Source organism: Bradyrhizobium sp. cf659 (genome assembly GCF_900113725.1).
GTDB lineage: Bacteria > Pseudomonadota > Alphaproteobacteria > Rhizobiales > Xanthobacteraceae > Bradyrhizobium.
The window spans coordinates 367661-392809 of the sequence record NZ_FOQJ01000004.1 but is presented as its reverse complement, the minus strand read 5'-3'; the positions used below and the strand labels follow the sequence as shown (position 1 = coordinate 392809).

Below are 25149 nucleotides of genomic sequence, written 5' to 3'. Positions count from 1 at the left end.
CACTATGGAGCTGTTCACCAACCAGGTCCTGGCCGGCATCGCCACGGGCGCGATCTACGCCTGCATGGCGCTCGCCGTGGTCATGATCTACCAGGCCATCGACCATCTCAACTTCGCGCAGGGCGAGATGGCGATGTTCTCGACCTTCATCTCCTGGCAGCTGATGCAGTGGGGCATCCCCTACTGGGCCGCTTTCGTCATCACGCTGGCGCTCTCCTTCGTCGGCGGCATCGCGATCGAACGCATCCTGTTCAAGCCGCTGGCGAAGGCGCCGGTGCTGACCAACGTCGCCGGCTTCATCGCGCTGTTCGCGATCATCAACTCCTCGGCCGGCCTGATCTGGGACTTCACCATCAAGCAATATCCGACCCCGTTCGGCTCCTCGCCGTTCCTCGGCAGCCAGCTGATCTCGACCCACCAGGCCGGCATGATCGGCGTCACCGTGCTGCTGCTGCTCGGCCTGTATTTCTTCTTCCAGTACACGCGGATCGGCCTTGCCATGCGTGCGGCCGCCTCGGTGCCTGAATCGGCGCGCCTGGTCGGCATCAACACGAGCTGGATGATCGCGCTGGGCTGGGGCATGGCGTCCGCGATCGGCTCGATCGCCGGCATGCTGATCGCGCCCGTGGTGTTCCTGGAGCCCAACATGATGGGCGGCGTGCTGATCTACGGCTTCGCCGCGGCGGTGCTGGGCGGACTGACCAGCCCGTTCGGCGCCGTGGTCGGCGGCTTCCTGGTCGGCGTCTTCGAGAACCTCGCCGGCACCTACATCCCCGGCGTCGGCAATGAGCTGAAACTCCCGATCGCGCTCGCGCTGATCATCTCCGTCCTGGTCGTCAAACCCGCTGGTCTGTTCGGCCGGCACATCGTCAAGCGAGTTTGATCATGAGCGCAGCAGAAGAAGTCGTCGCCGAAGGCCACCAGGCGGTCGAGGCCGTTCCGAAGCGGGCCATGACGCTGGGCACCGGCACCTCGCTGGTGGTGCTGGCCGCGCTGCTGATCGCACCCGTCTTCGTCAAGAACTTCATCATCTTCCAGATGACGATGCTCCTGATCTACGGGCTCGCGGTGCTGGCGCTGAACATCCTGACCGGCGGCTCGGGCCAGTTCTCGCTCGGCCAGAGCGCCTTCTACGCCGTCGGCGCCTATACGACCGCGGTGCTGATGGAGCACTTCAACATCAACTACGCACTGACGCTGCCGGTCGCCGGCGTGGTCTGTTTCGGCTTCGGCTTCCTGTTCGGCCAGCCGGCGCTGCGGCTCTCCGGCGTCTATCTGGCGCTCGCGACCTTTGCGCTCGCCACCGCCATGCCACAGCTGTTGAAGCTGAACTTCCTCGAGCACTGGACCGGCGGCGTGCAGGGCCTCGTCGTCACCAAGCCCGATGCGCCGTTCGGCCTGCCGATGTCGCAGGACATGTGGCTGTACTACTTCACGCTCATCGTCGTGATCGCGATCTACATCTTCTCGGTGAACCTGCTGCGCTCCCGCTCGGGCCGCGCCTTCATGGCGATCCGCGACAACGAGATCGCGGCCTCCGCCATGGGCGTCGACGTCGCGCTGTACAAGACCCTGGCCTTCGGCGTGTCCGCCGCCATCACCGGCGTCGCCGGCTCGCTCGGCGCCATCGCGGTGCAGTTCGTGGCGCCGGACAGCTACACCATCACGCTGGCGATCTCGCTGTTCCTCGGCATGGTCGTCGGCGGCGTGGGCTGGCTGCCCGGCTCGATCGTCGGCGCCGCCTTCATCATCTTCGTGCCGAACATCGCGGAGGGCATCTCCAAGGGCCTCTCCGGCGCCGTGTTCGGCGTGCTCCTGTTCGCCGTCATCTACCTCGTGCCGCACGGCGCAAGGCAAGTCGCAATCCTGGGCCAGCAGCTCGCCGGAAGGCTCAGGAAGAACTGAAAACCCTCATAAGGTAAGGAGACCAAATTGTTTCTTGGAAGAATACTGCGAACCACCGCACTCGTAACGGCGGTCGCGACCCTCAGCTCCGGCGCAGCACTCGCTCAGAAGAAATACGACGCCGGCGCGTCCGATACCGAGATCAAGATCGGCAACATCATGCCGTACAGCGGTCCGGCGTCGGCCTATGGCATCATCGGCAAGACCGAAGAAGCCTATTTCAAGATGATCAACGACAAGGGCGGCATCAACGGCCGCAAGATCAACTTCGTCACCTATGACGACGGCTATTCGCCGCCGAAGGCCGTTGAGCAGGTCCGCAAGCTGGTCGAGAGCGACGAAGTGCTGGCCGTGTTCAACCCGCTCGGCACGCCTTCGAACAGCGCGATCCAGAAATACCTGAACGCCAAGAAGATCCCGCAGCTCTTCGTCGCGACCGGCGCCACCAAGTGGAACGACCCGAAGAACTTCCCCTGGACCATGGGCTGGCAGCCCTCCTACCAGAGCGAAGCGCAGATCTATGCGAAATGGCTGACGAAGGAAAAGCCTGACGCCAAGGTCGCGATCCTCTACCAGAACGACGATTTCGGCAAAGACTACCTCAAGGGCACCAAGGACGGGCTCGGCGCCAAGGCGGCGTCGACCATCATCATGGAGGAGAGCTACGAGGTGTCCGAGCCGTCGATCGACGGCCACATCGTCAAGATCAAGGCCGCCAATCCCGACGTGCTGCTGATCTATGCGACCCCGAAGTTCGCGGCCCAGACCATCAAGAAGACCGCCGAGCTCAGCTGGAAGCCGCTCCAGATCCTCACCAACGTGTCGATCTCGGTCGGCAGCGTGATGAAGCCGGCCGGCTTCGAGAATGCGCAGGGCGTGCTGTCGGCAGCCTATGCCAAGGACTCGACGGATCCGCAGTGGAGCAACGACCCCGGCATGAAGAAGTGGAACGAGTTCGTCGACAAGTACATGCCGGGGGCCGACAAGTCCGACACCAGCATGGTCTACGGCTATGGCGCCGCGTCGACGCTCGCCAAGGCGCTGGAAATGTGCGGTGACGATCTCACCCGCGCCAACCTGATGAAGCAGGCGGCGAGCCTGAAGGATTTTGTACCGGACACGCTGTTGCCCGGTGTCAAGATCAACACCGGCGCCACCGATTTCGCCCCGATCGCGCAGCTTCAGATGCAGCGCTTCAAGGGCGAGAGGTGGGAACTGTTCGGCGAGATCATCAGCGGCGACGTCGCCTCCGAGTGACACGCTGACGCAATAGTCCAGCCGCAAAGAAGCCCCCGCGATCGCTCGCGGGGGCTTTTTGTTGACGTCGGGCGTCAATCTTGTTCAATGCGGCGCCAATCCAGCCCGGGGTAGGAGAGCAATGACTGCCGTTCGTTTTCAGGTTGCGGCCATTTCGGCCGCACTCGCGTTGTGCACTGCGATGGCTGGCCCGGTGCTGGCGCAAAAGAAATACGACAGCGGCGCTTCCGATACCGAGATCAAGATCGGCAACATCATGCCCTATAGCGGGCCGGCCTCCGCCTATGCCGTGATCGGCAAGACCGAGGAAGCCTATTTCAACAAGATCAACGCCGAGGGCGGCGTCAACGGCCGCAAGATCAAGTTCATCTCCTACGACGACGGCTATTCGCCGCCGAAGACGGTGGAGCAGGCGCGCAGGCTGGTCGAGAGCGACGGGGTGCTCTTGATCTTCGGCTCGCTCGGCACCTCGACCAACGGCGCGATCCGCAAATACATGAACGAGAAGAAGGTGCCGCAATTGTTCGTGGCGAGCGGCGCCTCGAAGTGGAATGACCCCAGGCAATATCCCTGGACCATGGGCTGGCAGCCGAGCTACGCGAGCGAGGCGCGCATCTATGCCAAATACATCATGAAGGAGAAGCCGGACGCGAAGATCGGCGTGCTCTATCAGAACGACGATTTCGGCAAGGACTATCTGAAGGGGCTGAAGGGCGGCTTGGGGGCCAACGCGTCGATGATCGTGCTGGAAGAGGCCTACGACACCTCGGAGCCGGCGGTCGACGAGCATGTGGTGAAGCTGAAGGCCTCGGGCGCCGACGTCTTGATCAGCATCACCACGCCGAAATTCGCCGCCCAGGCGATCAAGAAAGCGGCCGAGATCAGCTGGCATCCGATCCACATCCTCTCCAACGTCGCGGCCTCGGTCGGCGGGGTGCTGGAGCCGGCGGGACTCGAAATCTCGCAAGGCATCCTGTCGGCCAGCTACACCAAGGACGGCTCGGACCCGCAATGGAACGCCGATGACGGCATGAAGAAGTTCTATGACTTCCTCGCGCAATACGATCCCAAGGCGAACAAGCTCGATGCCGGCGTGGTGTTCGGCTACGCCGCGGCCCAGACCATGGTGAAGGTGCTGCACATGTGCGGCGACGACCTCACCCGCGAGAACGTCATGAAGCAGGCCGCCAGCCTGAAGGATTTCGCGCCCGACACGCTGCTGCCCGGCATCAGGATCAACACCGCACCGGACAATTTCGCCCCGATCGAACAGCTCCAGATGATGCGGTTCAAGGGCAGGAAATGGGAGCTGTTCGGCGGCATCATCTCGAGCGAACTCGGGCAATGAAGCAGAACAATTCAAGATAGCTTCTTCTGCGCTAGGCAACTTCAGCGTAATTGGTTAACGGCGCGCGAAGTCTCACGCGCCGGAATATTCCGCACCGCTTCAAATAGATTGCGCGTCCTGCGACAGTTGTGCGGGGCGTTTTTCTTGCTGGCGGCGACGGATGGGTATTGAATGTACGACGGAGCGGCGCGCAACGATCGCTCCCAATCAAAAACAATCGACACATTCAAACCTGTTCTAGGGAGATCAAGATGCTTGCAATGCATGTGCGGTTGGGGGCCTTCTCGGCTGCCCTCCTGCTTGCTGCCGCCTTGTCCACGGCAGCATCGGCACAGAAGAAATACGACACCGGCGCATCCGACACCGAGATCAAGATCGGCAACATCATGCCCTACAGCGGACCGGCCTCCGCCTACGGCGTGATCGGCAGGACCGAGGAAGCCTATTTCCGCAAGATCAACGCGGAAGGCGGCATCAACGGCCGCAAGATCAACTTTATCAGCTATGACGACGCCTATTCGCCGCCGAAGGCGGTCGAGCAGGCGCGCAAGCTCGTCGAGAGCGACGAGGTGCTGTTGATCTTCCAGTCGCTGGGCACGCCGTCGAATTCCGCGATCCAGAAATACATGAACTCGAAGAAGGTGCCGCAGCTCTTCGTCGCTACCGGCGCCACCAAGTGGAACGATTCGCAGAACTTCCCCTGGACCATGGGTTGGCAGCCCAACTACCAGAGCGAGGCACGCATCTACGCCAAGTATATCCTGCAGAAGATGCCGAACGCCAAGATTGCCATCCTCTATCAGAACGACGATTACGGCAAAGACTACCTGAAGGGCATAAAGGAAGGGCTTGGCGCCAAGGCGGCTTCGATGATCGTCGCCGAAGAGAGCTACGAGACATCCGAGCCAACCATCGACTCCCACATCGTGACGCTGAAGGCAACCGGCGCCGATGTCTTCTTCAACATCACCACGCCAAAATTCGCCGCCCAGGCGATCAAGAAGAACGCCGAGATCGGCTGGCATCCGACGCACTTTCTCAACAACGTCTCGGTTTCGATCGGCAGCGTGATGAAGCCGGCCGGCTTCGAGGCCTCGCAGGGCATCGTCTCCTCGAACTACTACAAGGATCCGACCGATCCGCAGTGGAAGGACGATCCGGCGATGAAGGCCTGGAACGAGTTCCTCGACAAATACTATCCCGAAGCCAACCGCGCGGATTCGGCGGTGATGTACGGTTACATCGTCGCCCAGGGCCTTGTGCACGTGCTCAAGGCGTGCGGTGACGATCTGACGCGTGCGAACGTCATGAAGCAGGCGGCCAGCATCAAGGACTTCGAACCCGCCGGCGTCTTGCCGGGCATCAAGGCCAATACGGGCCCCACCGACTTTGCTCCGCTGTCCCAGTTGCAGCTCATGCGCTTCAAGGGAGAAAGCTGGGAGCTGTTCGGCGACGTCCTCAGCGGTGACGTCAGCGGCTGAGGACGACTACCAAAAGAGATGACTACTAAAGAAGCAGTCCCTGCGACGTCGTCGCAGGGGCTTTTTCTTGATGCTGCAACGCAAATCGTATTCAATTGCTGCCGCGTCGCCAAGAAATCCAAAAAAAGAATGACGCACACACATCAAGAAAATAGGGAGATTGGAATGCCCGCTGTCACCGGCAAATTTGCGGCCGCGTCCATTGCGCTCGCAGTCTTCGCAGCCTCGACCAGTGCCGCACTTGCCCAGAAAAAATACGATACCGGCGCGACCGACACCGAGATCAAGATCGGCAACATCATGCCCTACAGCGGACCGGCCTCCGCCTACGGCATCATCGGGCGGACCGAAGCCGCCTATTTCAAGAAGATCAACGAAGAGGGCGGCATCAACGGCCGCAAGATCAACTACATCAGCTACGACGACGCGTATTCGCCGCCGAAGACGGTCGAGCAGGCGCGCAAGCTGGTCGAGAGCGACGAGGTCCTGTTCGTCTTCAACTCGCTCGGCACGCCGCCGAACACGGCGATCCAGAAATACATGAACTCGAAGAAGGTGCCGCAACTGTTCGTCGCCACCGGCGCCACCAAGTGGAACGATCCGCAGAACTTCCCCTGGACGATGGGCTGGCAGCCCAACTACCAGAGCGAGACGCAGATCTATGCGAAGTGGCTCATGAAGAACAAGCCGGACGCCAAGATCGCCGTGCTCTACCAGAACGACGATTACGGCAAGGACTACCTCAAGGGCCTGAAGGACGGCCTGGGCGCGAAGGCCGCCTCGATGATCGTGATCGAGGAGAGCTATGAGACCTCCGAGCCGACCATCGACAACCACATCGTCAAGCTGAAATCGACCGGCGCCGACGTGTTCATGAACATCACGACGCCGAAATTCGCCGCGCAGGCGATCAAGAAGAACGCCGAGATCGGCTGGAAGCCGCTGCACTTCCTCAACAACGTCTCCGCCTCCGTCGGCAGCGTGATGAAGCCCGCCGGCTTCGAGAACGGCCAGGACATCATCTCGGCCGACTATCTCAAGGACGTATCCGATCCGGCATGGACCAATGACGCCGGCATGAAGGAATTTCTCGCCTTCATGACCAAGTACTTCCCGGAAGGCGACAAGCTCGACAAGGGCACCATCGTCGGCTTCGCCGTGGCGCAGACGGTGGTTCAGGTCCTGAAGCAGTGCGGTGACGATCTCACGCGCGAGAACATCATGAAGCAGGCCGCCAGCCTGAAGAACTTCCGCACCGAAGCGCTTCTGCCCGGCATCCAGATCAACACCGGTCCGAACGACTTCGCGCCGATCAGCCAGCTCCAGCTCGAAAGGTTCAAGGGCGAACGCTGGGAGCTGTTCGGTGACGTGATCAGCGCCGACGCCGGCGGCTAGCCGCCAGCAGGATCCAATTGCGCTAAGCCCCCCGCGAGCCGCTCGCGGGGGGCTTTTTGCTGCATGGCGATTATGATCACGCGATTGCACAATCGAATGATGGTAAACCCTGCTTACGCTTTCGCGCATGATACGGTAGGCAGGTGAACGGCGAATTCGCCGCCATCGCTTCAGTCTGCTCAAGGCCATCGTCATGACCGACCGACGTCCCCTGCTCCGCGCGCTCTACGACGCCGCCGTTGCCGCCGCGCATCCGAATACAATTCTGGCGCCGCATCTGCGGCCGGCGCCCAAAGGACGCGTGATCTGCCTCGCCGCCGGCAAGGGCGCCGGCGCGATGGCCGCGGCCGCCGAGCGGCATTATCTCGACGCGCTGAAGCTCGCGCCGGAGCGCCTCGTCGGCATCGCCACCACGCGCCACGGCTACGGCGTGCCGACCCGCCGCATCCGCGTGGTCGAAGCCGGTCATCCCGTGCCCGATGAAGCCGGCCTCAAGGGCGCGGCCGACACGCTCGCGCTCGCGGGCGAGGCCGGGCCCGACGATTTGCTTCTGGTGCTGCTCACCGGCGGCGGCTCGGCGAACTGGATCGCGCCGGTGGACGGCATCAGCTTTGCGCAGAAGCAGGCGGTCAACAAGGCGCTGCTGCGCTCGGGCGCGCCGATCGGCGAGATGAACGTCGTGCGCAAGCATCTGTCGCGCATCAAGGGCGGCCGGCTGGCGCGCGCCGGCAGGAACGCCGCCGAGATCGTGACGCTCGCGATCTCCGACGTGCCGCATGACGATCCCTCCGCGATCGCCTCCGGCCCCACCGTGCCCGATCCGACCACGCTGGCGGATGCGCGCGCGATCGTGGCCAGGTACAAGCTCGATATCGACGATGCCGTGCGCCGCGCGCTCGACGATCCCAACAACGAAAGCTGCAAGCCTGGTGATGCCGCCTTTGCGCGCGCGTCGTTCGAATTGATCGCGCGGCCCAAGCAGTCGCTCGACGCCGCGGTGAAGCTCGCGAAAGAGGCCGGCTACGAGACGATCGATCTCGGCGCCGATCTCGAAGGCGAGGCGCGCGAGGTCGCGGCCAGTCATGCCGAACTCGCGTTGCAGGCGCGCGCGCAGGGCAAGCGCATTGCGATCCTCTCCGGCGGCGAGCTCACGGTCACCGTGCGCGGCCAGGGGCGCGGCGGTCCGAACCAGGAATACGCGCTGGCGCTCGCCGCCCTGCTGAAGGACACGGCCGGCATCTCCGCGCTCGCGGGCGACACCGACGGCGCCGATGGCGGCGCCGGCCACCCCACCGATCCCGCAGGCGCGCTGATCGACGCGGCCACGTTTGCGAAGATGAAGGCGCTGGCGCTCCAGCCGCAGGCCTATCTCGACAACAACGACGCGACGACGTTCTTCGAGGCGACCGGCGATCTGCTGATGCCCGGCCCGACGCTGACCAACGTCAACGACATCAGGGTGATCCTGGTCGATTGAGGCGCCTGCCCCAACATCACTGTCATTCCCCGCGAAGGCGGGGAATCCAGCAGGCCGCGGCCTGTCGGTTCGATCACAAACGTCTCGGAGTACTGGATCGCCCGCCTTCGCGGGCGATGACAGCGGAGAATGAGGCCAGCCCCCTCAAAACTCGTTGGCGATCTTCGCGAGCATCCCGATCAGGGCTTCGCGGTTGGCCTGGCCGAGCAGGTCGTTGAGCCGCGCCTCGTGCTTGGTGGCGACGAGCTTTTTCGCCCGCGTCAGCACGGCCTTGCCCTTGTCGGTCAGAACCAGGATATGCGAGCGGCGGTCGTTGGTGGAGCGGATCCGCGCGCAAAGGTCGCGGCTTTCGAGATTGTCGAGCATGGCCACGAAATTCGGGCGCAGGATGCCGAGGGTGGAGGCGATCTCGGTCTGGTTACGCCCCGGGTTCTTCTCGACCAGCAGCAGCACGGAGAACTGCGCGGGCGTGAGCTGGAGCGAGGCCATGCAGCGCAAAAAGTTCTCGAACACCTTGAGCTGCGCCCGCTTCAGGACGTAGCCGAGCTGTTCGGAGAGCTCCCCGAGCTGGAGGGCTTCGGCCGCCCCCTGGGCCTCGGCCGCGTCCTTGCGGCCCTTGGCCGTGTCGGCAGGCTTTTCGGAGGACTTTTCAGCGGTTTTGGAAACGGTCATCGCCTCGTGCTCGTAATCCCGCTAAATTCGGGACGGGTCGCCCGCCACCCTTGAAGTTATATTTGATAATTGTTATGGACCATATCAAATATCGTCAGCGCATTTCAATGGCTGTGAGCGGACCATCCACCGCAATTGCGGAGACCGGTCCTTAATCTTTGAGGGGGAGCGTCCGGTCTTGAACACCACTATCATGCTGTTCCTGCTGCAGGACGGCATCACCAATGGCGCGATCTATGCGCTGCTCGGCCTCGCGCTGGTGCTGGTGTTCGCCGTCACCCGCGTGATCCTCATTCCCCAGGGCGAGTTCGTCACCTATGGCGCGCTGACCTATGCCTCGCTGGCCGCCGGCCAGATGCCGGGCACGGCCAAACTCGCGCTCGCCCTCGGCATCGGCGCCTTCGCCTTCGACCTGTTCGTGGCCCGCAAGGCGCTGCATGGCCGGCTGATCCTGCGCAGCGTCCTCACCAATATCGTGCTGCCCGGCATCGTGCTGGCGCTCACCGTTCATTTCGCCGCCCAGAAGCCGCCGGTGGCGATCTGCATCGCGCTGTCGCTGGTGATCGTGGCGATGATCGGTCTGTATCTCTACCGCATCGCGTTCCAGCCGCTGGCGCACACCTCCGTGCTGGTGCTGCTGATCGCGTCGGTGGGCGTCCACCTCGCGCTGCAGGGACTGGGCCTCCTGTTCTTCGGCGCCGAAGGCCAGCGCGGACCTGCCGTGCTGTCCGGCTCTTTCACCGCCGGCGCGCTGCGCTTCACCGGCCAGAGCATCACCGTCTACGGCATCACCATCGCCTTCATCGTCGGGCTCTGGCTGTTTTTCGGCCTGACGCTCTACGGCAAGGCGCTGCGCGCGACCGCCGTGAACCGGCTCGGCGCGCGGCTGGCGGGCATCCGCACCACGCTGTCCGGGCAGATCGCCTTCCTGCTGGCATCCGTCATCGGCGCGCTGTCGGGCATCATGATCGTGCCGATCACGACGCTCTATTACGACAGCGGATTCCTGATCGGGCTGAAGGGTTTCGTCGCCGCGATCATCGGCGGCCTCGTCAGCTACCCCCTCACCGCCGTCGCGGCGCTGGTCGTCGGCATCGTCGAGGCGTTCTCGTCCTTCTACGCCTCCAACTACAAGGAAGTGATCGTCTTCATGCTGCTGATTCCCGTGCTGCTGCTGCGCTCGCTCGCCGCGCCCGCGGTCGAGGAAGAGAAGGACTGACGCTAAGATGCAGAGCCGGATTCCCATCCTCGTCTTCGCGCTTGTCATGGCGGCGATCCCGTTTGTACCTGGCATGCCGCCGTTCTGGATCGTGCTGCTCGACAATATCGGCCTTGCCGCCCTGGTCGCGATGGGCCTCGTGCTGCTGACGGGCGTCGGCGGCCTCACCTCGTTCGGCCAGGCCGCCTTCGTCGGCTTCGGCGCCTACACCACCGCGGTGCTGTCGACGGGCTACGGGCTGTCGCCCTGGCTGACGCTGCCGTTGTCGCTCGTGGTCAGCGGATCGCTGGCGGTGCTGCTTGGCCTCGTCACCGTCCGCCTCTCCGGCCACTATCTGCCGCTCGGCACGCTGGCCTGGGGGCTCGGCCTGTTCTATCTCTTCAGCAAGCTGGAGTTCTTGGGCCGCAACGACGGCATCTCGGCGATCCCGCCGCTGTCGATCGGCTCGTACAAGATGCTCTCGCCCGGCTCGATCTATTACGCGATCTGGGTCGCCGTGATCCTCTCGGCCCTGCTCACGATGAACCTGCTGGACTCCCGCACCGGCCGCGCCATCCGGGCGCTGCGGCGCGGCCATGTCGCGGCCGAGGCGTTCGGCGTGCACACGCCGCGGGCAAAGCTGCTGGTGTTCATCCACGCCGCGGTGCTGGCCGGCCTCTCCGGCTGGCTCTACGCGCACCTCCAGCGCGCGGTGAACCCGACGCCGTTCGGCGCGCAGGCCGGCATCGAATATCTCTTCATCGCGGTGGTCGGCGGCGCCGGCTATGTCTGGGGCGGCGTGCTGGGCGCGGCGATCGTCGTGGTCCTGAAAGAGGTGCTGCAAAGCTATCTGCCGCTGATCCTGCCGGGCTCCGGCCAGGTCGAGACCATCGTGTTCGGCATCATGCTGGTGGCACTGCTCCAGCTCGCGCCCGGCGGCCTCTGGCCGTGGCTGATGGCGTTCCTGCCCGAGCCTACCCGTGGCAGGAAGCCGGACACCTCGCTGAAACTGGAGCAGCGCACCCGCTCGGCCGGCGAGGCCAGCGTCCTGCTCCAGGTCGAAAAGGCGCGCAAGCAATTCGGCGGCGTGATCGCGGTCAACAACGCCTCCTTCGACGTCCAGGCCCGCGAGATCGTCGCGCTGATCGGGCCGAACGGCGCCGGCAAGAGCACGACGTTCAACCTGATCACCGGCGTGCTATCGGCGACCTCAGGCTCGATCTCGGTGCTCGGCAAGAAGGTCGACAACGCGCCGCCGCAGGAGATCGTCAAGCTCGGCATCTCCCGCACCTTCCAGCATGTGAAGCTGGTTCCCGACATGACCGTGCTGGAGAACGTCGCGATCGGCGCGCATCTGCGCGGCCATTCTGGCCCGATCGCCTCGATGCTGCGGCTCGACCGTGCTGACGAGGCAAAGCTGCTCGCCGAGGCCGCCCGCCAGATCGAGCGCGTCGGCCTCACCGAGCAGATGCACCAGCTTGCAGGTTCGCTCTCGCTCGGCCAGCAGCGCATCGTCGAGATCGCGCGCGCGCTCTGTGTCGATCCGATGCTGCTGCTGCTCGACGAGCCCGCCGCGGGCCTCCGCCACATGGAGAAGCAGCAGCTTGCCAGGCTGCTGCGCGAATTGCGCGACGGCGGCATGAGCGTGCTGCTGGTCGAGCACGACATGGGCTTCGTGATGAACCTCGCCGACCGCATCGTCGTGCTCGATTTCGGCACCAAGATCGCGGAGGGCACGCCCGCCACGATCAAGACCAATCCCGAAGTGATCAAGGCCTATCTCGGAGTGGCGGCATGAGCGCGCTGTTGTCCGTCACCGACGCGCATGTCGCCTATGGCAAGGTCGAGGCGGTGCGCTCGGTCTCGCTCGAGGTCGGGGCGAACCAGATCGTCACCATCGTCGGCGCCAACGGCGCCGGCAAGACCACGCTGCTGTCCGCCATCATGGGCATCTTGCCGCTGAAGGGCCGCGTCGCCTTTGCCGGGCAGGATCTCGCGCGGCTCGACATCGAGGACCGCGTCGCGATGGGGCTCGGCCTCGTCCCGGAGCACCGCGAATTGTTCGTGACCATGAATGTCGAGGACAATCTCGAGCTCGGTGCCTTTCGCATCGAGCGGAGCAAGGCGAAAGCCTCGATGGAGCGGGTCTACACGCTGTTCCCGCGGCTGAAGGAGCGGCGCAAGCAGCTCGCCGGCACGCTCTCCGGCGGCGAGCAGCAGATGCTCGCGATGGGCCGCGCGCTGATGGGCGAGCCGAAGCTCTTGATGCTGGACGAACCGAGCCTCGGCCTCGCCCCGATCATCGTCGCCGATATTTTCCGCATCGTCACCGAGCTCCGCGCCAGCGGCGTCTCGGTGCTGCTGGTCGAGCAGAACGCGCAGGCCGCGCTCAAGATCGCGGACCAGGCCTATGTGATGGAGCTCGGCGAGTTCGTGCTCAGCGGCAAGGCCAGCGACATCGCCGCGAACGAACGCGTTGCGGCGAGCTATCTCGGCTTCCAGCACGAAGGCGCGAGCGTGCCGTAGATATCTCCTCTCCCTCTCCCCGTCCTTACGGGGTCGCGACGAGCTTCGCTCGCGCTGAGAGGGTTGGGGTGAGGGGCGGCATCCGCGCAGACGGTGATAGCCGAACTCGCGATCTCTCCTCCTCGTCATTGCGAGCGCAGCGAAGCAATCCAGAATTTTTCCGCGGAGGGACTCTGGATTGCTTCGCTGCGCTCGCAATGACGGTTTGGACGGAGCGGCCTTTAAATCGACAAAGGGCGACTCGCGGAGACTCCCCCTCACCCGGATCGCATCTTCGATGCGCTCCGGCCTCTCCCCGCACGCGGGGAGAGGCGAAGGGAAGCGCTCACCCTGCCGTCTCACCCTTCAACGCCGCCACCTCCGCTTCCAGCTCGGCGATCCGCTGATCCCTCGCCGCCAGCGCAGCCGCGACATCCGCCGCATCGAATTTCTGCGGAATGTGCTGCAGGCAGTTGGTGTCCCAGGCCGCGATCTTGAACAGGATCACCTGCTCGGGCCGCGCGCGGTATCCTTTGGGCATCAGCGACGTCGTCAGCGCATCATCGTCCTCGACCACGCGCGCCTCGCCCCAGATCTTCACCCGGCGGCGATGGGCGTAGTCCATCACGAAGATGTAGGCCTTGGGATTTTCGGACAGGTTTCCCTGCGTGATGTATTGCCGGTTGCCGGCATAGTCCGTGAAAGCCAGCGTCTGTTTGTCCAGCACCTTCAAAAAGCCCTTCGGGCCGCCGCGGTGCTGGATGTAAGGCTGGCCGTCCGCCGAGGCGGTGGCGAAATAGAAGCTGTTGGCTTCAGCGAGGAACGTTGCGAGGTTCTCGTCGACCTCGGTGCGCCAGCCGCGCTGTTCGGCCTGCGCATAGCCTTCGCGTGATCCCTTTCGGGTCTGGATCGATTTCACCGCCGGCGTGAACGCCACGTCGCTGGCGTAGGTGTGTGTTGCCGTCATCGGAAGTTCTCCTGGAATTCCGGCGCAAATCTGCGTCTTTCGAGCGTTAAGATGGCGACCTTCGGCTTTTAAAACAATCAGCCGGCTTGACACTTCATCATTGCAATATATGCAATAATGTCCATGGACCGCCTGGACGCCATGCACGTCTTCGTCACCGTCGCCGACCTGCGCGGCTTTGCGCCGGCGGCGCGCAAGCTGCACCTGTCGCCCTCGGCGGTGACGCGGCTGATCGCGGCACTGGAAGAGCATCTCGGCGCCCGGCTGTTGCAGCGGACCACGCGGCAGGTGACCCTGACCGACGTCGGCACGCGCTACCTGGAACGCGCCCGGCGCATCCTCGCCGATGTCGAGGAGGCTGACGGCTCGGCGCGTGAAGAGCGTAACCGGCCGAGCGGGCGGCTGGTGGTGTCGGCGCCGGTCGGCTTCGGCCGGCTGCATGTCGGGCCGGTCATGACCGCCTATCTCAAGCGCTATCCCGAGGTCGCCGGCGAATTGCGGCTGTCCGACCATCTCGTCAATCTCGTGGAAGACGCCGTCGACGTGGCGGTGCGGATCGGCCATCTCGCCGATTCCACGCTGGTGGCCCGCCAAGTCGGCGAGATGCGGCGCATCGTGGTGGCCGCGCCCAGCTATCTGAAGCGCCATGGCGAGCCGAAGACGCCGGAAGCGCTCGCCTCACACCAGACCATCCAGTTCGGCTCCGCCACCGGGTGGCGCTTCCCTCACGACGGCCGCGACATCGAGGTGACGCCATCGCCCCGTTTCATCAGCAACAGCGCGGACGCAGCGCTGCAATATGCCGAGGCCGGCGGCGGCGTGACGCGGGTGCTGGCCTACCAGGCCGCCGAGGGGCTCAAGCGCGGACGGCTGAAAATCGTGCTGGCGAAATACGAGCAGCCGGCACTGCCGATCCATGTCGTCTATCCGACCTCGCGCCTGCTCTCGGCCAAGGTGCGCGCGTTCATCGATCTCGTCGTGGAGACGGCGGAGTGGCGGTTCGGGTAAGCTCTCGTGTCCCGGACGCGCCGCGAAGCGGCGCAGAGCGGGACCCAGAAAGCCAGAGAGTAACTTGCGGATGGATGGGCCCCGGCTCTGCAGCGCACCGCTGAAGAAGCGTTGCGCTGCGTCCGGGGCACGAGACATCACCCCTTCTTCGGCACCACCCGAAACGTCCCGCTGGCGCGCGCGATCACGGTGTCGTCGGCCTTGATCAGGCACTGCGCGAAACAGATCGTGCTGCCGGTCTTGATCGCCTCGCCCTCGACTGCGAGCCATTGGCCGATCTCGGCGGCGCCGACAAAGTCGACCGACAACGAGATCGTCACGAAGGACGTCGTCCAGCCGGTCGCCTGTGCGCAGCTGTAACCCATGGCGGCATCGGCGAGCGCCGCGATCAGCCCGCCATGGATCAATCCGCGCGCGTTGGTGTGCGGCTTGGCTAGGCGCAGGCCGATGATCACGGCCTTGTCGGTCTTCTTCGAATAGAGCGGCTCCCAGGGATCGGTGAGGGGCGCTTTACGGAAATGCGGCTCGAAGCCGGCGGGAATGTCGGTGGAGGTCATGGCTGTCTCGCGTTGCTGGTTGCCAGCATTGAACGCGATGTTGATGACGGTTTCACCGCCTACAAAGTTTTAAACGGAATTTGCGCGGGTGTTTGAAATGGCCTCCGCTGTCATTGCGAGGAGCTCTTGCGACGAAGCAATCCAGACTGTCTCCTCGGAGGGTCTCTGGATTGCTTCGCTACGCTCGCAATGACGGAGTGTGCGGGGCCGCCACGTTCCCTAGAACGGCAGCCCCACATATTCTCCGAGAGCGAGGTCATCGCGGCCTGTGACTGCGTGACGTAGTCCAGCTCGGCGAGCTGGATGCGGGCGCCGATGGTGCCGGTATCAGGGAATTTGTGCAGCATCGAGGTCATCCACCAGGAGAAGCGCACGGCTTTCCAGACGCGCGCCAGCGCCTTGGCGGAATAGGCATCGATTCCGGCGCTGGACTTCTCGTCGTAGAATTCGCGCAGCGCGCTTGACAGATAATGCGCGTCGCTGGCCGCCAGGTTCAATCCCTTGGCGCCGGTCGGCGGCACGATGTGGGCGGCATCGCCGCACAGGAACATCCTGCCGAAGCGCATCGGCTCGGCGACGAAGCTGCGCAACGGGGCGATGCTCTTCTCGATCGAGGGACCGGTGACGAGGCTGTCGGCGGCCTCCTGGTCGAGCCGGCGCTTCAATTCGTCCCAGAAGCGGTCGTCCGGCCATTGGTCGACATGGTCGTCCAGCGAGCACTGCACATAGTAGCGGCTGCGCTTCATCGAGCGCATGGTGCAGAGCGCAAGGCCGCGGGCGTGGTTGGAGTAGATCAGTTCGGGGCTGACCGGCGGCGTCTCGGAGAGGATGCCGAGCCAGCCGAACGGATAGACCCGCTCGAACTCCTCGATCGCCGGAGCCGGGACACTGGCGCGGCTGACGCCGTGGAAACCGTCGCAACCGGCGATGAAGTCGCAATCGAGCGCGTGGGTGGCGCCGTCCTTGACCCAGGTTACGCGCGGGTGAGTGCCGTCGAAATCGTGCGGCTGCACGTCCTTGGCCTCGTAGACCGTATCGAGGCCGGCCGCCTTGCGCGCGTTCATCAGGTCGAGCGTGACTTCGGTCTGGCCGTAGATCATCACCGTCTTGCCGGTCGCGGCCTTCATGTCGATGCGATGACGGCGGCCGGAAAAGGCGAGCTCGATGCCCTCATGCACCAGGCCTTCGGCATGCGCCCGCACGCCGGCGCCGACCTGGTCGAGCAGCGCGACGGTTCCCTCCTCCAGGAGGCCGGCGCGGATGCGGCCGAGCACGTAGTCCGGGCTCTGCCGCTCCAGGATGACGTTGTCGATGCCGTAATCGTGCAGCAGTTGCCCAAGCAACAATCCAGCCGGCCCGGCCCCGATGATTGCGACTTTTGTCCGCAATACTTGCCCCTCCCGATCCTGTAGGCTTTCGTCGCGGCTCGCTTGTCGCGTCACGACGCGCAGGATAATTATACCATATAACGGTTGGGCAAAAGGGGACTGCCGGGCGCCGCCGACGGCGACAAATCGATGCAACATGGCTGACGTACAGGACGCGACAAGGCGCGCGCCAATTCCGGCTTGAACGCACCGGCCAATTAGATAACATGTTAATTAATGAGACCGGGCCATCGAAGCCCGCCGTCGAAAACCAGGGAGAGACGTGTGATGAGGAAAGCCTGTCTGGCTTTGTTGCTCGCAGCAAGCGTGACGCCCGCGTTCGCGCAGGACAAGACCTTCGATTTGAAGATCTCGCACTGGGTGCCGGCTTCGCATCCCCTCCAGAAATCGCTGGAAGACTGGGCGGCCGCGGTCGAGAAGGATTCCGGCGGCACCATCAAGGGCAAGGTGTTTCCGGCCCAGCAGCTCGGCAAGGCGTTCGATCATTTCGACATGGCGCGCGACGGCATCGCCGACGTCACCTACGTTAATCCCGGCTACCAACCCGGCCGCTTCCCGATCATCGGCGCCGGCGAATTGCCGTTCCTGATCTCGGATGCCAAGGGCGGCTCGATGGGGCTGGACGCCTGGTATCGCAAATATGCCGAGAAGGAGATGAAGGACGTCAAATACTGCCTCGCCTTCGTCCACTCGCCCTCGTCCTTCCACTCCCGCACCAAGAAGATCGTGGCGCCGGAAGACGTGAAGGGCCTGAAGATCCGCCCGGCGCACGCCACCATGGCGAACTTCGTCACCTCGCTCGGCGGCACCAATGTGCAGTCCTCCGCGCCCGAAGTGCGCGACATCATCGAGCGCGGCGTCGCCGACGGCGTCACCTTCCCCTGGGGCTCCCTCGTGTTGTTCGGCATCGACAAGGTGACCAAGTACGACATGGAGGCGCCGCTCTACACCACGACCTTCGTGTTCGTGATCAACAAGGACAAGTACAACGCGATGTCCGACAAGCAGAAGGCCGCGATCGACAAGAACTGCTCGGTCGAGATGGCCGGCGTGGTCGGCGAGCACTGGGGCAAGTTCGAGGATGCCGGCGTCGCCAAGGTGAAGGCGGAGTCGGACCACGAAGTCTACAAGCTGAACCCCGAGCAGACCGCCGCCTGGAAGAAGGCCGCCGAGCCGCTGGTCAAGACCTGGAGCGACGGCGCCAAGAAGGCCGGCGCCGATCCGGACGCGGCGCTGGCGGACCTGAAGGCCTCGCTGAAGAAGTACAACGCGCTGGCGGAGTAGCGCGTTGGCGGTCTCTTCTTCCCCCTCTCCCCGTTCTTACGGGGAGAGGGTTGGGGTGAGGGGCTGCTTCCGCAAAAATGGTGACAGTTGGACTCGCGGAGAGTCCCCCTCACCCGGAATCCGCGCTTACGCGCGCATTCCGGCCTCTCCCCGCACGCGGGGAGAGGCGAACGACCGCCTTTTGAGCCGAGAGCAGAATGACATCACGTAGGACACACCCATGAAGCGCGCCTGGATGGATCGCTTTATCGACACCATCGAATGGATCGCGGCCGGCTTCGTCGGCCTCGTCGCGCTCGACATCTTCGTGTCGGTGCTGCTGCGCAACACGCTGAACTATTCGATCCCCGACAGCTTCGACATCGGCCGCATGCTGCTCGGCATCCTGATTTTCTGGGGCATCGCCGCGACCTCCTATCGCGGCACCCACATCACGGTCGATCTGGTCTGGGGCAATGTCGGGCCGCGCTACCAGCGCTGGATCGACGTGTTCGCGACCCTGGTGCTGCTGTTCGTCGTCACGGTGCAGACCTGGACCCTGTTCGACAAGGTGCGCGGCACCTACAACGACAACGTCCAGACCTTCGACATGCACATGCCGACCTGGCCGTTCTTCGCGGTCGCCTGGATCGGCGACGTCTCGGCCGTGCTGCTGATCGCGATCCGCACCTACCGGCTGATCTTCCATCCCGAAGAAATGCACGATCCCAAGCTGAAGGCGACGGAGTAATCATGAGCACCGATGCCGTCGCCGTAATCGGCTTCGTTTCCCTGTTTGCGTTGATGCTGCTGCGCGTGCCCGTCGGCATGGCGATGGGCCTCGTCGGCGTCTGCGGCTTCTCTTACCTTGTCAGCGGAACGGCGGCGCTGAAGCTGGTCGGCCAGACCTCGATGCGCACGGTCACCGACTACACGTTCGGCGTCATCCCGATGTTCCTGCTGATGGGCTCCTTCGTCAGCAATTCCGGCATGAGCCGCGAGCTGTTCCGCGCCGCCAACGGCTTTGTCGGGCATTTGCGCGGCGGGCTCGGCATCGCCACCGTCGGCGCCTGCGGCGGCTTTGCCGCGATCTGTGGCTCCTCGGTAGCGACCGCCGCGACTTTCTCCGCCGTCGCCTACCCCGAAATGCGCCGCTTCGGCTATCCGCAGTCGTTCGCCACCGGCGTGATCGCGGCCGGCGGCACGCTCGGCGCGATGCTGCCGCCCTCCACCGTGCTGGCGGTCTACGGCATCATCACCGAGCAGGACATCGGAAAACTCTTCATCGCCGGCATCATTCCGGGCCTGCTGGCGATGACCATGTACATGATCACGATCGGCCTGATCGGATATTTCCGGCCGGACTTCCTGCCCAAGGGCAAGGTGCTGCCGTGGCGCGAGCGCTTTGCCGGGTTGAAGGAGATCTGGGCGCCGGTCCTGCTGTTCGTCTTCGTCATCGGCGGCCTTTACGGCCTGCCCTTCCTGCCGCGCTTCACGCCGACGGAAGCCGGCGGCGTCGGCGCCACCGGTGCCTTCATCATCGGCGTCGTGACCGGCCGGCTCGACCGCGAGAAGATTCTGGCCTCGCTGCTCCAGGCGACGCGGACCGCGGCCGCCGTGTTCACCGTGCTGATCGGCGCGCTGATCTTCGGCTATTTCCTCACGGTGACGCAGACCCCGCAGAAGGTGACGGAATTCCTCACCGGCCTTGGCCTTGGCCCCTACGGCGTGCTGGCGCTGATCATGGTGATGTATCTCGTGCTCGGCTGCCTGATGGACGCCATGGCGATGATCATCCTCACCGTGCCGATCATCTTCCCCGTCATCATGCATCTCGGCTTCGACCCGATCTGGTTCGGCGTCATCATCGTGATGACGGTCGAACTCGGCCTGATCCATCCGCCGGTCGGCATGAACGTCTTTGTCATCAAGAGCGTGGTGAAGGACGTCTCCTTCTCCACCATCTTCAAGGGCGTGATCCCGTTCGTGGCGACGGATCTGGTGCGGCTGGTGATCCTGATCGCCTTCCCGCTGCTGGCGACGTGGCTGCCGACGCGGATGATGGCGCATTGACGAGGTGAACTGATTGTCAGACGCGCGACGAGCTGCATTCCCCCTCTCCCCTTGTGGGAGAGGGTGGCTCGCCGCGCAGCGGCGAGACGGGTGAGGGGTCTGTCTCCGCATGCACACCTGCATTTGCGGAGCCAACCCCTCATCCGGCGCTTCGCGCCACCTTCTCCCACAAGGGGAGAAGGGAAAGCAGCGGCGTACTGCGAGAGATTGGAGATGACGTGATGACTACCCCCACCCTCGAAACCAAATACGTCTTCACCATCACCGCCCGCATCGGCGACGTCGTCACCGCCGGCGAGACCGGGATCGGCGTGCGCCGCATCATCCCGATCGTCGGCGGCGAGGTGAAGGGGGCTGTCAACGGCAAGGTTCTCCCCTTCGGCGCCGACTTCCAGACCATCCGCCCCAACGAGCTGATCGACCTCGAGGCGAAATACGCCTTCGAGGCCGACGACGGCGCCGTCGTCTATGTCGAGAACAAGGGCATCCGCTTCGGCCCGGTCGAGCTGTTGCAGAAGCTCAAGCGCGGCGAGGCAGTCGACCCGAAACTGATCTATTTCCGCACCGTGCCGAAGTTCGAGACGGGGCACGAGAAGTACCGCTGGCTGATGCAGCACATTTTCGTCGCTTCAGCCGCGCGCCACGCGGACCGCGTGGTGATCGACGTGCATCAGGTGATGTGAGCCGCTTGCTTTGCTCGTCGTCCCGGCGAAGGCCGGGACCCATACCGCGGAATCTATCGATTGCGGTTAGTAGGGGTACCGAACGACCAATCTTCGCCAAACCGCTCCCTGTGGTTATGGGTCCCGGCCTGCGCCGGGACGACATAGGGTATGGAGCGCCAGCTTCCGCACCTGATCGCTCCTTTCGGACCTCTCTGGCGGACATCCGGAGGCGCCCTAAACCCGCCCCCACCTTGACTCGCGCGAAATTCGTTATACAACATAACTATTCTGATAAGGACGCAAATGACACAGGGAAACGCCGAGACCGCTGACGCGGGCGCCTCCGGGCTGTTGAGGATCGAGAGGGCGGACCGGGTTCTGACCGTGGGCCTGAACCGGCCGGCCAAGCGCAATGCGCTCAATGACGGCATCATCCTGGAAATCGGCGAGTGTTTTGCGTCCCTGCCCGAGGATATCGGCGCGGTCGTCATCCACGGCATCGGCGACCATTTCTCCAGCGGTCTCGACCTGTCCGAACTGACGGATCACGACGCGACCGGCGGCCTGCTCCATTCGCAGATGTGGCACCGGGTGTTCGACCGCATCCAGTACAGCCGAGTGCCCGTGATCGCCGCGCTCAGGGGCGCCGTGATCGGCGGCGGGCTGGAACTCGCCTGCGCAGCCCATATCCGCGTCGCCGAGCCCTCGACCTATTTCGCGCTGCCGGAGGGGCAGCGCGGCATCTTCGTCGGCGGCGGCGGCTCGGTGCGGCTGCCGCGGCTGATCGGCGTTGCCAGGATGATGGACATGATGCTGACCGGCCGCGTCTATAGCGCGACCGAAGGCGCCTCCTACGGCTTTGCGCAATATCTCACGGAAGCCGGCAACGGGCTCGGCAAGGCGCTGGAGCTTGCGACCAAGATCGCCTCCAACGCGCTGCTGACGAATTTCGCCGTGCTCCAGGCACTGCCGATGATCGCGGAGGCCAATCCGCAGACCGGCCTGTTGATGGAATCGCTGATGGCGACGGTCGCGCAGAGCGACAAGGAAGCCAAGCGCAGGATCCGCGAATTCCTCGAGCACAAGACCGCCAAGGTGAAGCCAAAGTCATGAATGCACAGCCGTCCTCTTCCAGCACGGAGCGCGGCGCAAGCACTTTCCCGCTGCGGCCCATTTCGTTCGGCGATCCCGTCGTCAATATCGAACGGCGCGAGGACGGGACGATCTACCTGCGGCCGAAGCAGCCGCTGGGCGACTATCCCGTCCGCATCACCGACCGCCTGCATCATTGGGCGGCGACGACGCCGGACCGCGTCTTCATGGCCGAGCGCGAAGGCGGCCGCGGCTGGCGCAAGATCACCTATGCCGAGCTGCTCACCGCGAGCCGGCACATCGCCTCCGGGCTGATCCAGCGCGGCCTGTCGACGGAGCGGCCGGTGGTCATCCTCTCCGGCAATTCGATCGACCATGCGCTTCTGGCTTTCGGCGCGTTCTATGCCGGCGTTCCGTTCTGCCCGGTGTCGCCGGCCTATTCGCTGGTGTCGAAGGATTACGGCAAGCTGTCCTATCTGATGAAGCTCTTGACGCCCGGCCTCGTCTTCGCCGAGGACGCCGACAAGTTCGCCGACGCGCTTGCCGCCAATGTCTCGCTCGGCACCGAGATCGCAGCGTCCTGGGGCACCGTGCCGGGCCGCGACGTCACCCTGCTCGCCGATCTCATGGCGACGCCGATCCGCGGCGATCTCGACGAGGTCCACGGCAGGATCGGTCCTGACACGATCGCGAAGTTCCTGCTGACGTCGGGCTCGACCGGCAATCCCAAGGCCGTCATCAACACCCAGCGCATGATCTGCGCCAATCAGGTGATGCTGCGCGAGACGCTTGCCTTCCTCAAGGACGAGCCGCCCGTCATCATCGACTGGCTGCCCTGGAATCACACCTTCGGCGGCAACCACAATATCGGCCTGACGCTCTACAATGGCGGCTCGATGTATCTGGACGCCGGCAAGCCGATGCCCGGCGGCATCGAGGAGACCGTGCGCAATCTCCAGGAGATTTCGCCGACGGTCTATTTCAACGTGCCCAAGGGCTACGAATCGCTGCTGCCATACCTGCGCGACGACCAGGGCCTGCGCGCAAAATTCTTCGACCGGCTGCACGCGATGTTCTTCTCGGGTGCGGCGCTGTCGCCGTTCGTCTGGAACAGCCTCGACGAGCTCGCGGTGAAAGAAAAGGGATATCGCGTGCCGATGCTGACCGGCCTTGGCGCGACCGAGACCGCACCGTTCTTCATGTCGGTCAATCCGCGCACCAGCCGCTCCGGCCATGTCGGCCTCCCCGTGTCCGGCAACGACGCCAAGTTGGTGCCGAACAACGGTAAGCTTGAGGTCCGCGCCAAGGGACCGAACGTGATGCCCGGCTACTGGCGCCAGGCGGACATCACCGCAAAATCCTTCGACGAGGAAGGATTTTACAAGATGGGCGACGCGCTCAAGCCCGCCGATCCCGATGATCTCAACGCCGGCTTCGATTTCGACGGCCGCGTCAGCGAGGATTTCAAGCTCGGCAGCGGCACCTGGGTCAGCGTCGGCCCCCTGCGCGCGCGCTTCGTCGCGGCCTGCGCACCGCTGGTGCGCGACGTCGTCATCGCCGGCATCAACCGCGACGAGGTCTCCGCGCTGGTCGTGCTCGACCTCGACGGCTGCCGGCTGGTCAACCCGACGCTGCCGGCCGACGATCTCGTCGTCGCGACGCGCGACCGGCTGGTGCGCGAGGCCTTTCGCGAGCGCCTGACCAGTTTCCTCGGCTCGGCCACCGGCTCCTCGACGCGGATCACGCGCGCGATCCTGATGGACACGCCGCTCTCGATCGACAAGGGCGAGGTCACCGACAAGGGTTCGATCAACCAGCGTGCGGTGCTGGAACATCGCGGCGACCTGATCGAGGAGCTCTACGCTGCCAATCCATCGGACCGTGTGATATCGGTCGCCTGAGATGACAATTGGAATGAACCAGTCGGTGCTTCCTTCACCTCTCCCCGCTTGCGGGGAGAGGTCGAATTTGCGCAAAGCGCAAATTCGGGTGAGGGGGACTCTCCGCGAGTCTCACTCTCACGGTATTCGCGGAAGCAGCCCCTCACCCCAACCCTCTCCCCGTAAGAACAGGGCGAGGGAGCAGATCGGTCGATCCGGCCGCATCTGAGAACGATCGAAGGAGAACGCCATGTTGTTGAAGGATCAGGCAGCCATCGTTACCGGCGGTGCATCGGGGCTGGGCGCGGCGACCGCGCGAAAACTGGCGGCGCAGGGCGCCAAGGTCGCGGTGTGCGACCTCAATGCCAAGCTCGCCGAGACCGTTGCCGCCGAGATCAAGGGCGTCGCCGTGACTTGCGACGTCTCCGATGCCGCCTCCGCTGAAGCGGCGATCGCGCAGGCGACCAAGGCCCACGGCCCGGCGCGCGTGCTGGTCAATTGCGCCGGCATCGGCGTTGCCAAGCGCGTCGTCGGCCGCGACGGCCCGATGGCGCTCGCCGATTTCGACAAGGTGATCAAGGTCAATTTGATCGGCACCTTCAACATGCTGCGCCTCGCCGCGACCGAGATGTCCAAGCTCGAGCCGCAGGCGACCGGCGAGCGCGGCGTCATCATCAACACCGCCTCCGTCGCCGCCTATGACGGCCAGATCGGGCAGTCGGCCTATTCGGCCTCGAAGGGCGGCATCGTCGGCATGACGCTGCCGATCGCGCGCGAGCTCGCACAGTTCGGCGTCCGCGTGCTGACGATCGCGCCCGGCCTGTTCCTCACCCCGCTGCTCGCCAACCTGCCGCAGGAAGCCCAGGACTCGCTCGCGGCCGCGATCCCCTTCCCGCGCCGGCTCGGCAACGCCGACGAGTTCGCCGCACTCGCGCTGCACATGGTCGAGAATTCGTACCTGAATGGCGAGGTGGTGCGCCTCGACGGCTCGCTGCGCATGGCGCCGAAATAAGGCGCG

At 64.3% G+C, this 25149-nt stretch carries 21 protein-coding genes and 1 pseudogene; 18 read left to right on the top strand and 4 right to left on the bottom strand.

Annotated features, from left to right (window positions below):
• Positions 1-4: 4 nt before the first annotated feature.
• The 7 genes from BM118_RS20860 (at position 5) to BM118_RS20830 (ending at position 8863) form a co-directional block, all read left to right on the top strand.
• Entirely contained in the window at positions 5-883 is an 879-nt protein-coding gene (locus BM118_RS20860; RefSeq protein ID WP_092187356.1) for a branched-chain amino acid ABC transporter permease, read from the top strand.
• A 2-nt stretch (positions 884-885) separates the two neighbouring features.
• A complete protein-coding gene (locus BM118_RS20855; protein WP_092187355.1) occupies positions 886-1905 on the top strand; it encodes a branched-chain amino acid ABC transporter permease in 1020 nt (339 codons plus the stop codon).
• A gap of 27 nt (positions 1906-1932) precedes the next feature.
• Positions 1933-3162 carry an ABC transporter substrate-binding protein gene (locus BM118_RS20850; protein WP_092187354.1) on the top strand — a complete coding sequence of 410 codons (1230 nt, stop codon included), beginning with the start codon at positions 1933-1935 and terminating at the stop codon, positions 3160-3162.
• Positions 3163-3283: 121 nt separating this feature from the next.
• The gene (locus BM118_RS20845) at positions 3284-4510 is read left to right on the top strand and encodes an ABC transporter substrate-binding protein (protein ID WP_092187353.1); all 1227 of its coding nucleotides are present in this window, start codon (positions 3284-3286) and stop codon (positions 4508-4510) included.
• A 251-nt stretch (positions 4511-4761) separates the two neighbouring features.
• The gene (locus BM118_RS20840) at positions 4762-5991 is read left to right on the top strand and encodes an ABC transporter substrate-binding protein (protein WP_092187352.1); all 1230 of its coding nucleotides are present in this window, start codon (positions 4762-4764) and stop codon (positions 5989-5991) included.
• 165 nt (positions 5992-6156) lie between these two features.
• The gene (locus tag BM118_RS20835; protein ID WP_092187351.1) at positions 6157-7386 is read left to right on the top strand and encodes an ABC transporter substrate-binding protein; all 1230 of its coding nucleotides are present in this window, start codon (positions 6157-6159) and stop codon (positions 7384-7386) included.
• Between the two features lie 193 nt (positions 7387-7579).
• Entirely contained in the window at positions 7580-8863 is a 1284-nt protein-coding gene (locus tag BM118_RS20830; RefSeq protein WP_092187350.1) for a glycerate kinase type-2 family protein, read from the top strand.
• 144 nt (positions 8864-9007) lie between these two features.
• Here the strand turns inward: BM118_RS20830 and BM118_RS20825 are convergent, their stop codons facing one another.
• Entirely contained in the window at positions 9008-9535 is a 528-nt protein-coding gene (locus tag BM118_RS20825; RefSeq protein ID WP_092187349.1) for a MarR family winged helix-turn-helix transcriptional regulator, read from the bottom strand.
• Between the two features lie 178 nt (positions 9536-9713).
• Between BM118_RS20825 and BM118_RS20820 the strand changes: the two genes are divergently transcribed.
• Genes BM118_RS20820 through BM118_RS20810 form a run of 3 tightly spaced genes read left to right on the top strand, consistent with a single transcriptional unit; the run spans position 9714 to position 13259 of the window.
• Positions 9714-10754 (top strand): branched-chain amino acid ABC transporter permease, encoded by a 1041-nt coding sequence (locus tag BM118_RS20820; protein ID WP_177234508.1) that lies wholly within the window; start codon positions 9714-9716, stop codon positions 10752-10754.
• Positions 10755-10761: 7 nt separating this feature from the next.
• Positions 10762-12531: a branched-chain amino acid ABC transporter ATP-binding protein/permease gene (locus tag BM118_RS20815; protein WP_092187347.1), complete on the top strand. Its 1770-nt coding sequence runs from the start codon at positions 10762-10764 to the stop codon at positions 12529-12531.
• The gene (locus tag BM118_RS20810; RefSeq protein WP_092187346.1) at positions 12528-13259 is read left to right on the top strand and encodes an ABC transporter ATP-binding protein; all 732 of its coding nucleotides are present in this window, start codon (positions 12528-12530) and stop codon (positions 13257-13259) included. Before BM118_RS20815 ends, BM118_RS20810 begins: the two co-directional genes overlap by 4 nt.
• A 325-nt stretch (positions 13260-13584) precedes the next feature.
• On the opposite strand, the gene BM118_RS20805 is transcribed toward BM118_RS20810, so the two are convergent.
• On the bottom strand, positions 13585-14205 hold the full coding sequence (locus tag BM118_RS20805; protein WP_092187345.1) for a pyridoxamine 5'-phosphate oxidase family protein: 621 nt from the start codon (positions 14203-14205) through the stop codon (positions 13585-13587).
• Positions 14206-14328: 123 nt separating this feature from the next.
• Here BM118_RS20805 and BM118_RS20800 point away from each other — a divergent pair, with 123 nt between their 5' ends.
• Positions 14329-15213, top strand: a complete 885-nt coding sequence (locus tag BM118_RS20800) for a LysR family transcriptional regulator (protein WP_092187344.1) — start codon at positions 14329-14331, stop codon at positions 15211-15213.
• Positions 15214-15350: 137 nt separating this feature from the next.
• Here BM118_RS20800 and BM118_RS20795 read toward each other — a convergent pair whose 3' ends face one another.
• Both BM118_RS20795 and pobA read right to left on the bottom strand, forming a co-directional pair.
• Positions 15351-15770, bottom strand: a complete 420-nt coding sequence (locus BM118_RS20795; RefSeq protein ID WP_092187343.1) for a PaaI family thioesterase — start codon at positions 15768-15770, stop codon at positions 15351-15353.
• A 219-nt stretch (positions 15771-15989) separates the two neighbouring features.
• Positions 15990-17158 (bottom strand): annotated as a pseudogene (pobA, locus tag BM118_RS20790) (4-hydroxybenzoate 3-monooxygenase).
• 267 nt (positions 17159-17425) lie between these two features.
• Between pobA and BM118_RS20785 the strand changes: the two are divergent.
• The 7 genes from BM118_RS20785 (at position 17426) to BM118_RS20755 (ending at position 25143) form a co-directional block, all read left to right on the top strand.
• Positions 17426-18442, top strand: a complete 1017-nt coding sequence (locus BM118_RS20785) for a TRAP transporter substrate-binding protein (RefSeq protein ID WP_092187342.1) — start codon at positions 17426-17428, stop codon at positions 18440-18442.
• Between the two features lie 220 nt (positions 18443-18662).
• The gene (locus BM118_RS20780; RefSeq protein ID WP_092187341.1) at positions 18663-19172 is read left to right on the top strand and encodes a TRAP transporter small permease; all 510 of its coding nucleotides are present in this window, start codon (positions 18663-18665) and stop codon (positions 19170-19172) included.
• A 2-nt stretch (positions 19173-19174) separates the two neighbouring features.
• Entirely contained in the window at positions 19175-20494 is a 1320-nt protein-coding gene (locus BM118_RS20775) for a TRAP transporter large permease (protein WP_092187340.1), read from the top strand.
• Positions 20495-20715: 221 nt separating this feature from the next.
• On the top strand, positions 20716-21177 hold the full coding sequence (locus BM118_RS20770; protein ID WP_092187339.1) for a DUF3237 domain-containing protein: 462 nt from the start codon (positions 20716-20718) through the stop codon (positions 21175-21177).
• Between the two features lie 285 nt (positions 21178-21462).
• The gene (locus BM118_RS20765; protein WP_092187338.1) at positions 21463-22272 is read left to right on the top strand and encodes a crotonase/enoyl-CoA hydratase family protein; all 810 of its coding nucleotides are present in this window, start codon (positions 21463-21465) and stop codon (positions 22270-22272) included.
• Positions 22269-24152 (top strand): feruloyl-CoA synthase, encoded by a 1884-nt coding sequence (locus BM118_RS20760; RefSeq protein ID WP_092187337.1) that lies wholly within the window; start codon positions 22269-22271, stop codon positions 24150-24152. The genes BM118_RS20765 and BM118_RS20760 overlap by 4 nt, the downstream gene beginning before the upstream one ends.
• A gap of 229 nt (positions 24153-24381) precedes the next feature.
• A complete protein-coding gene (locus tag BM118_RS20755; protein ID WP_092187336.1) occupies positions 24382-25143 on the top strand; it encodes an SDR family NAD(P)-dependent oxidoreductase in 762 nt (253 codons plus the stop codon).
• Positions 25144-25149 lie beyond the last annotated feature (6 nt).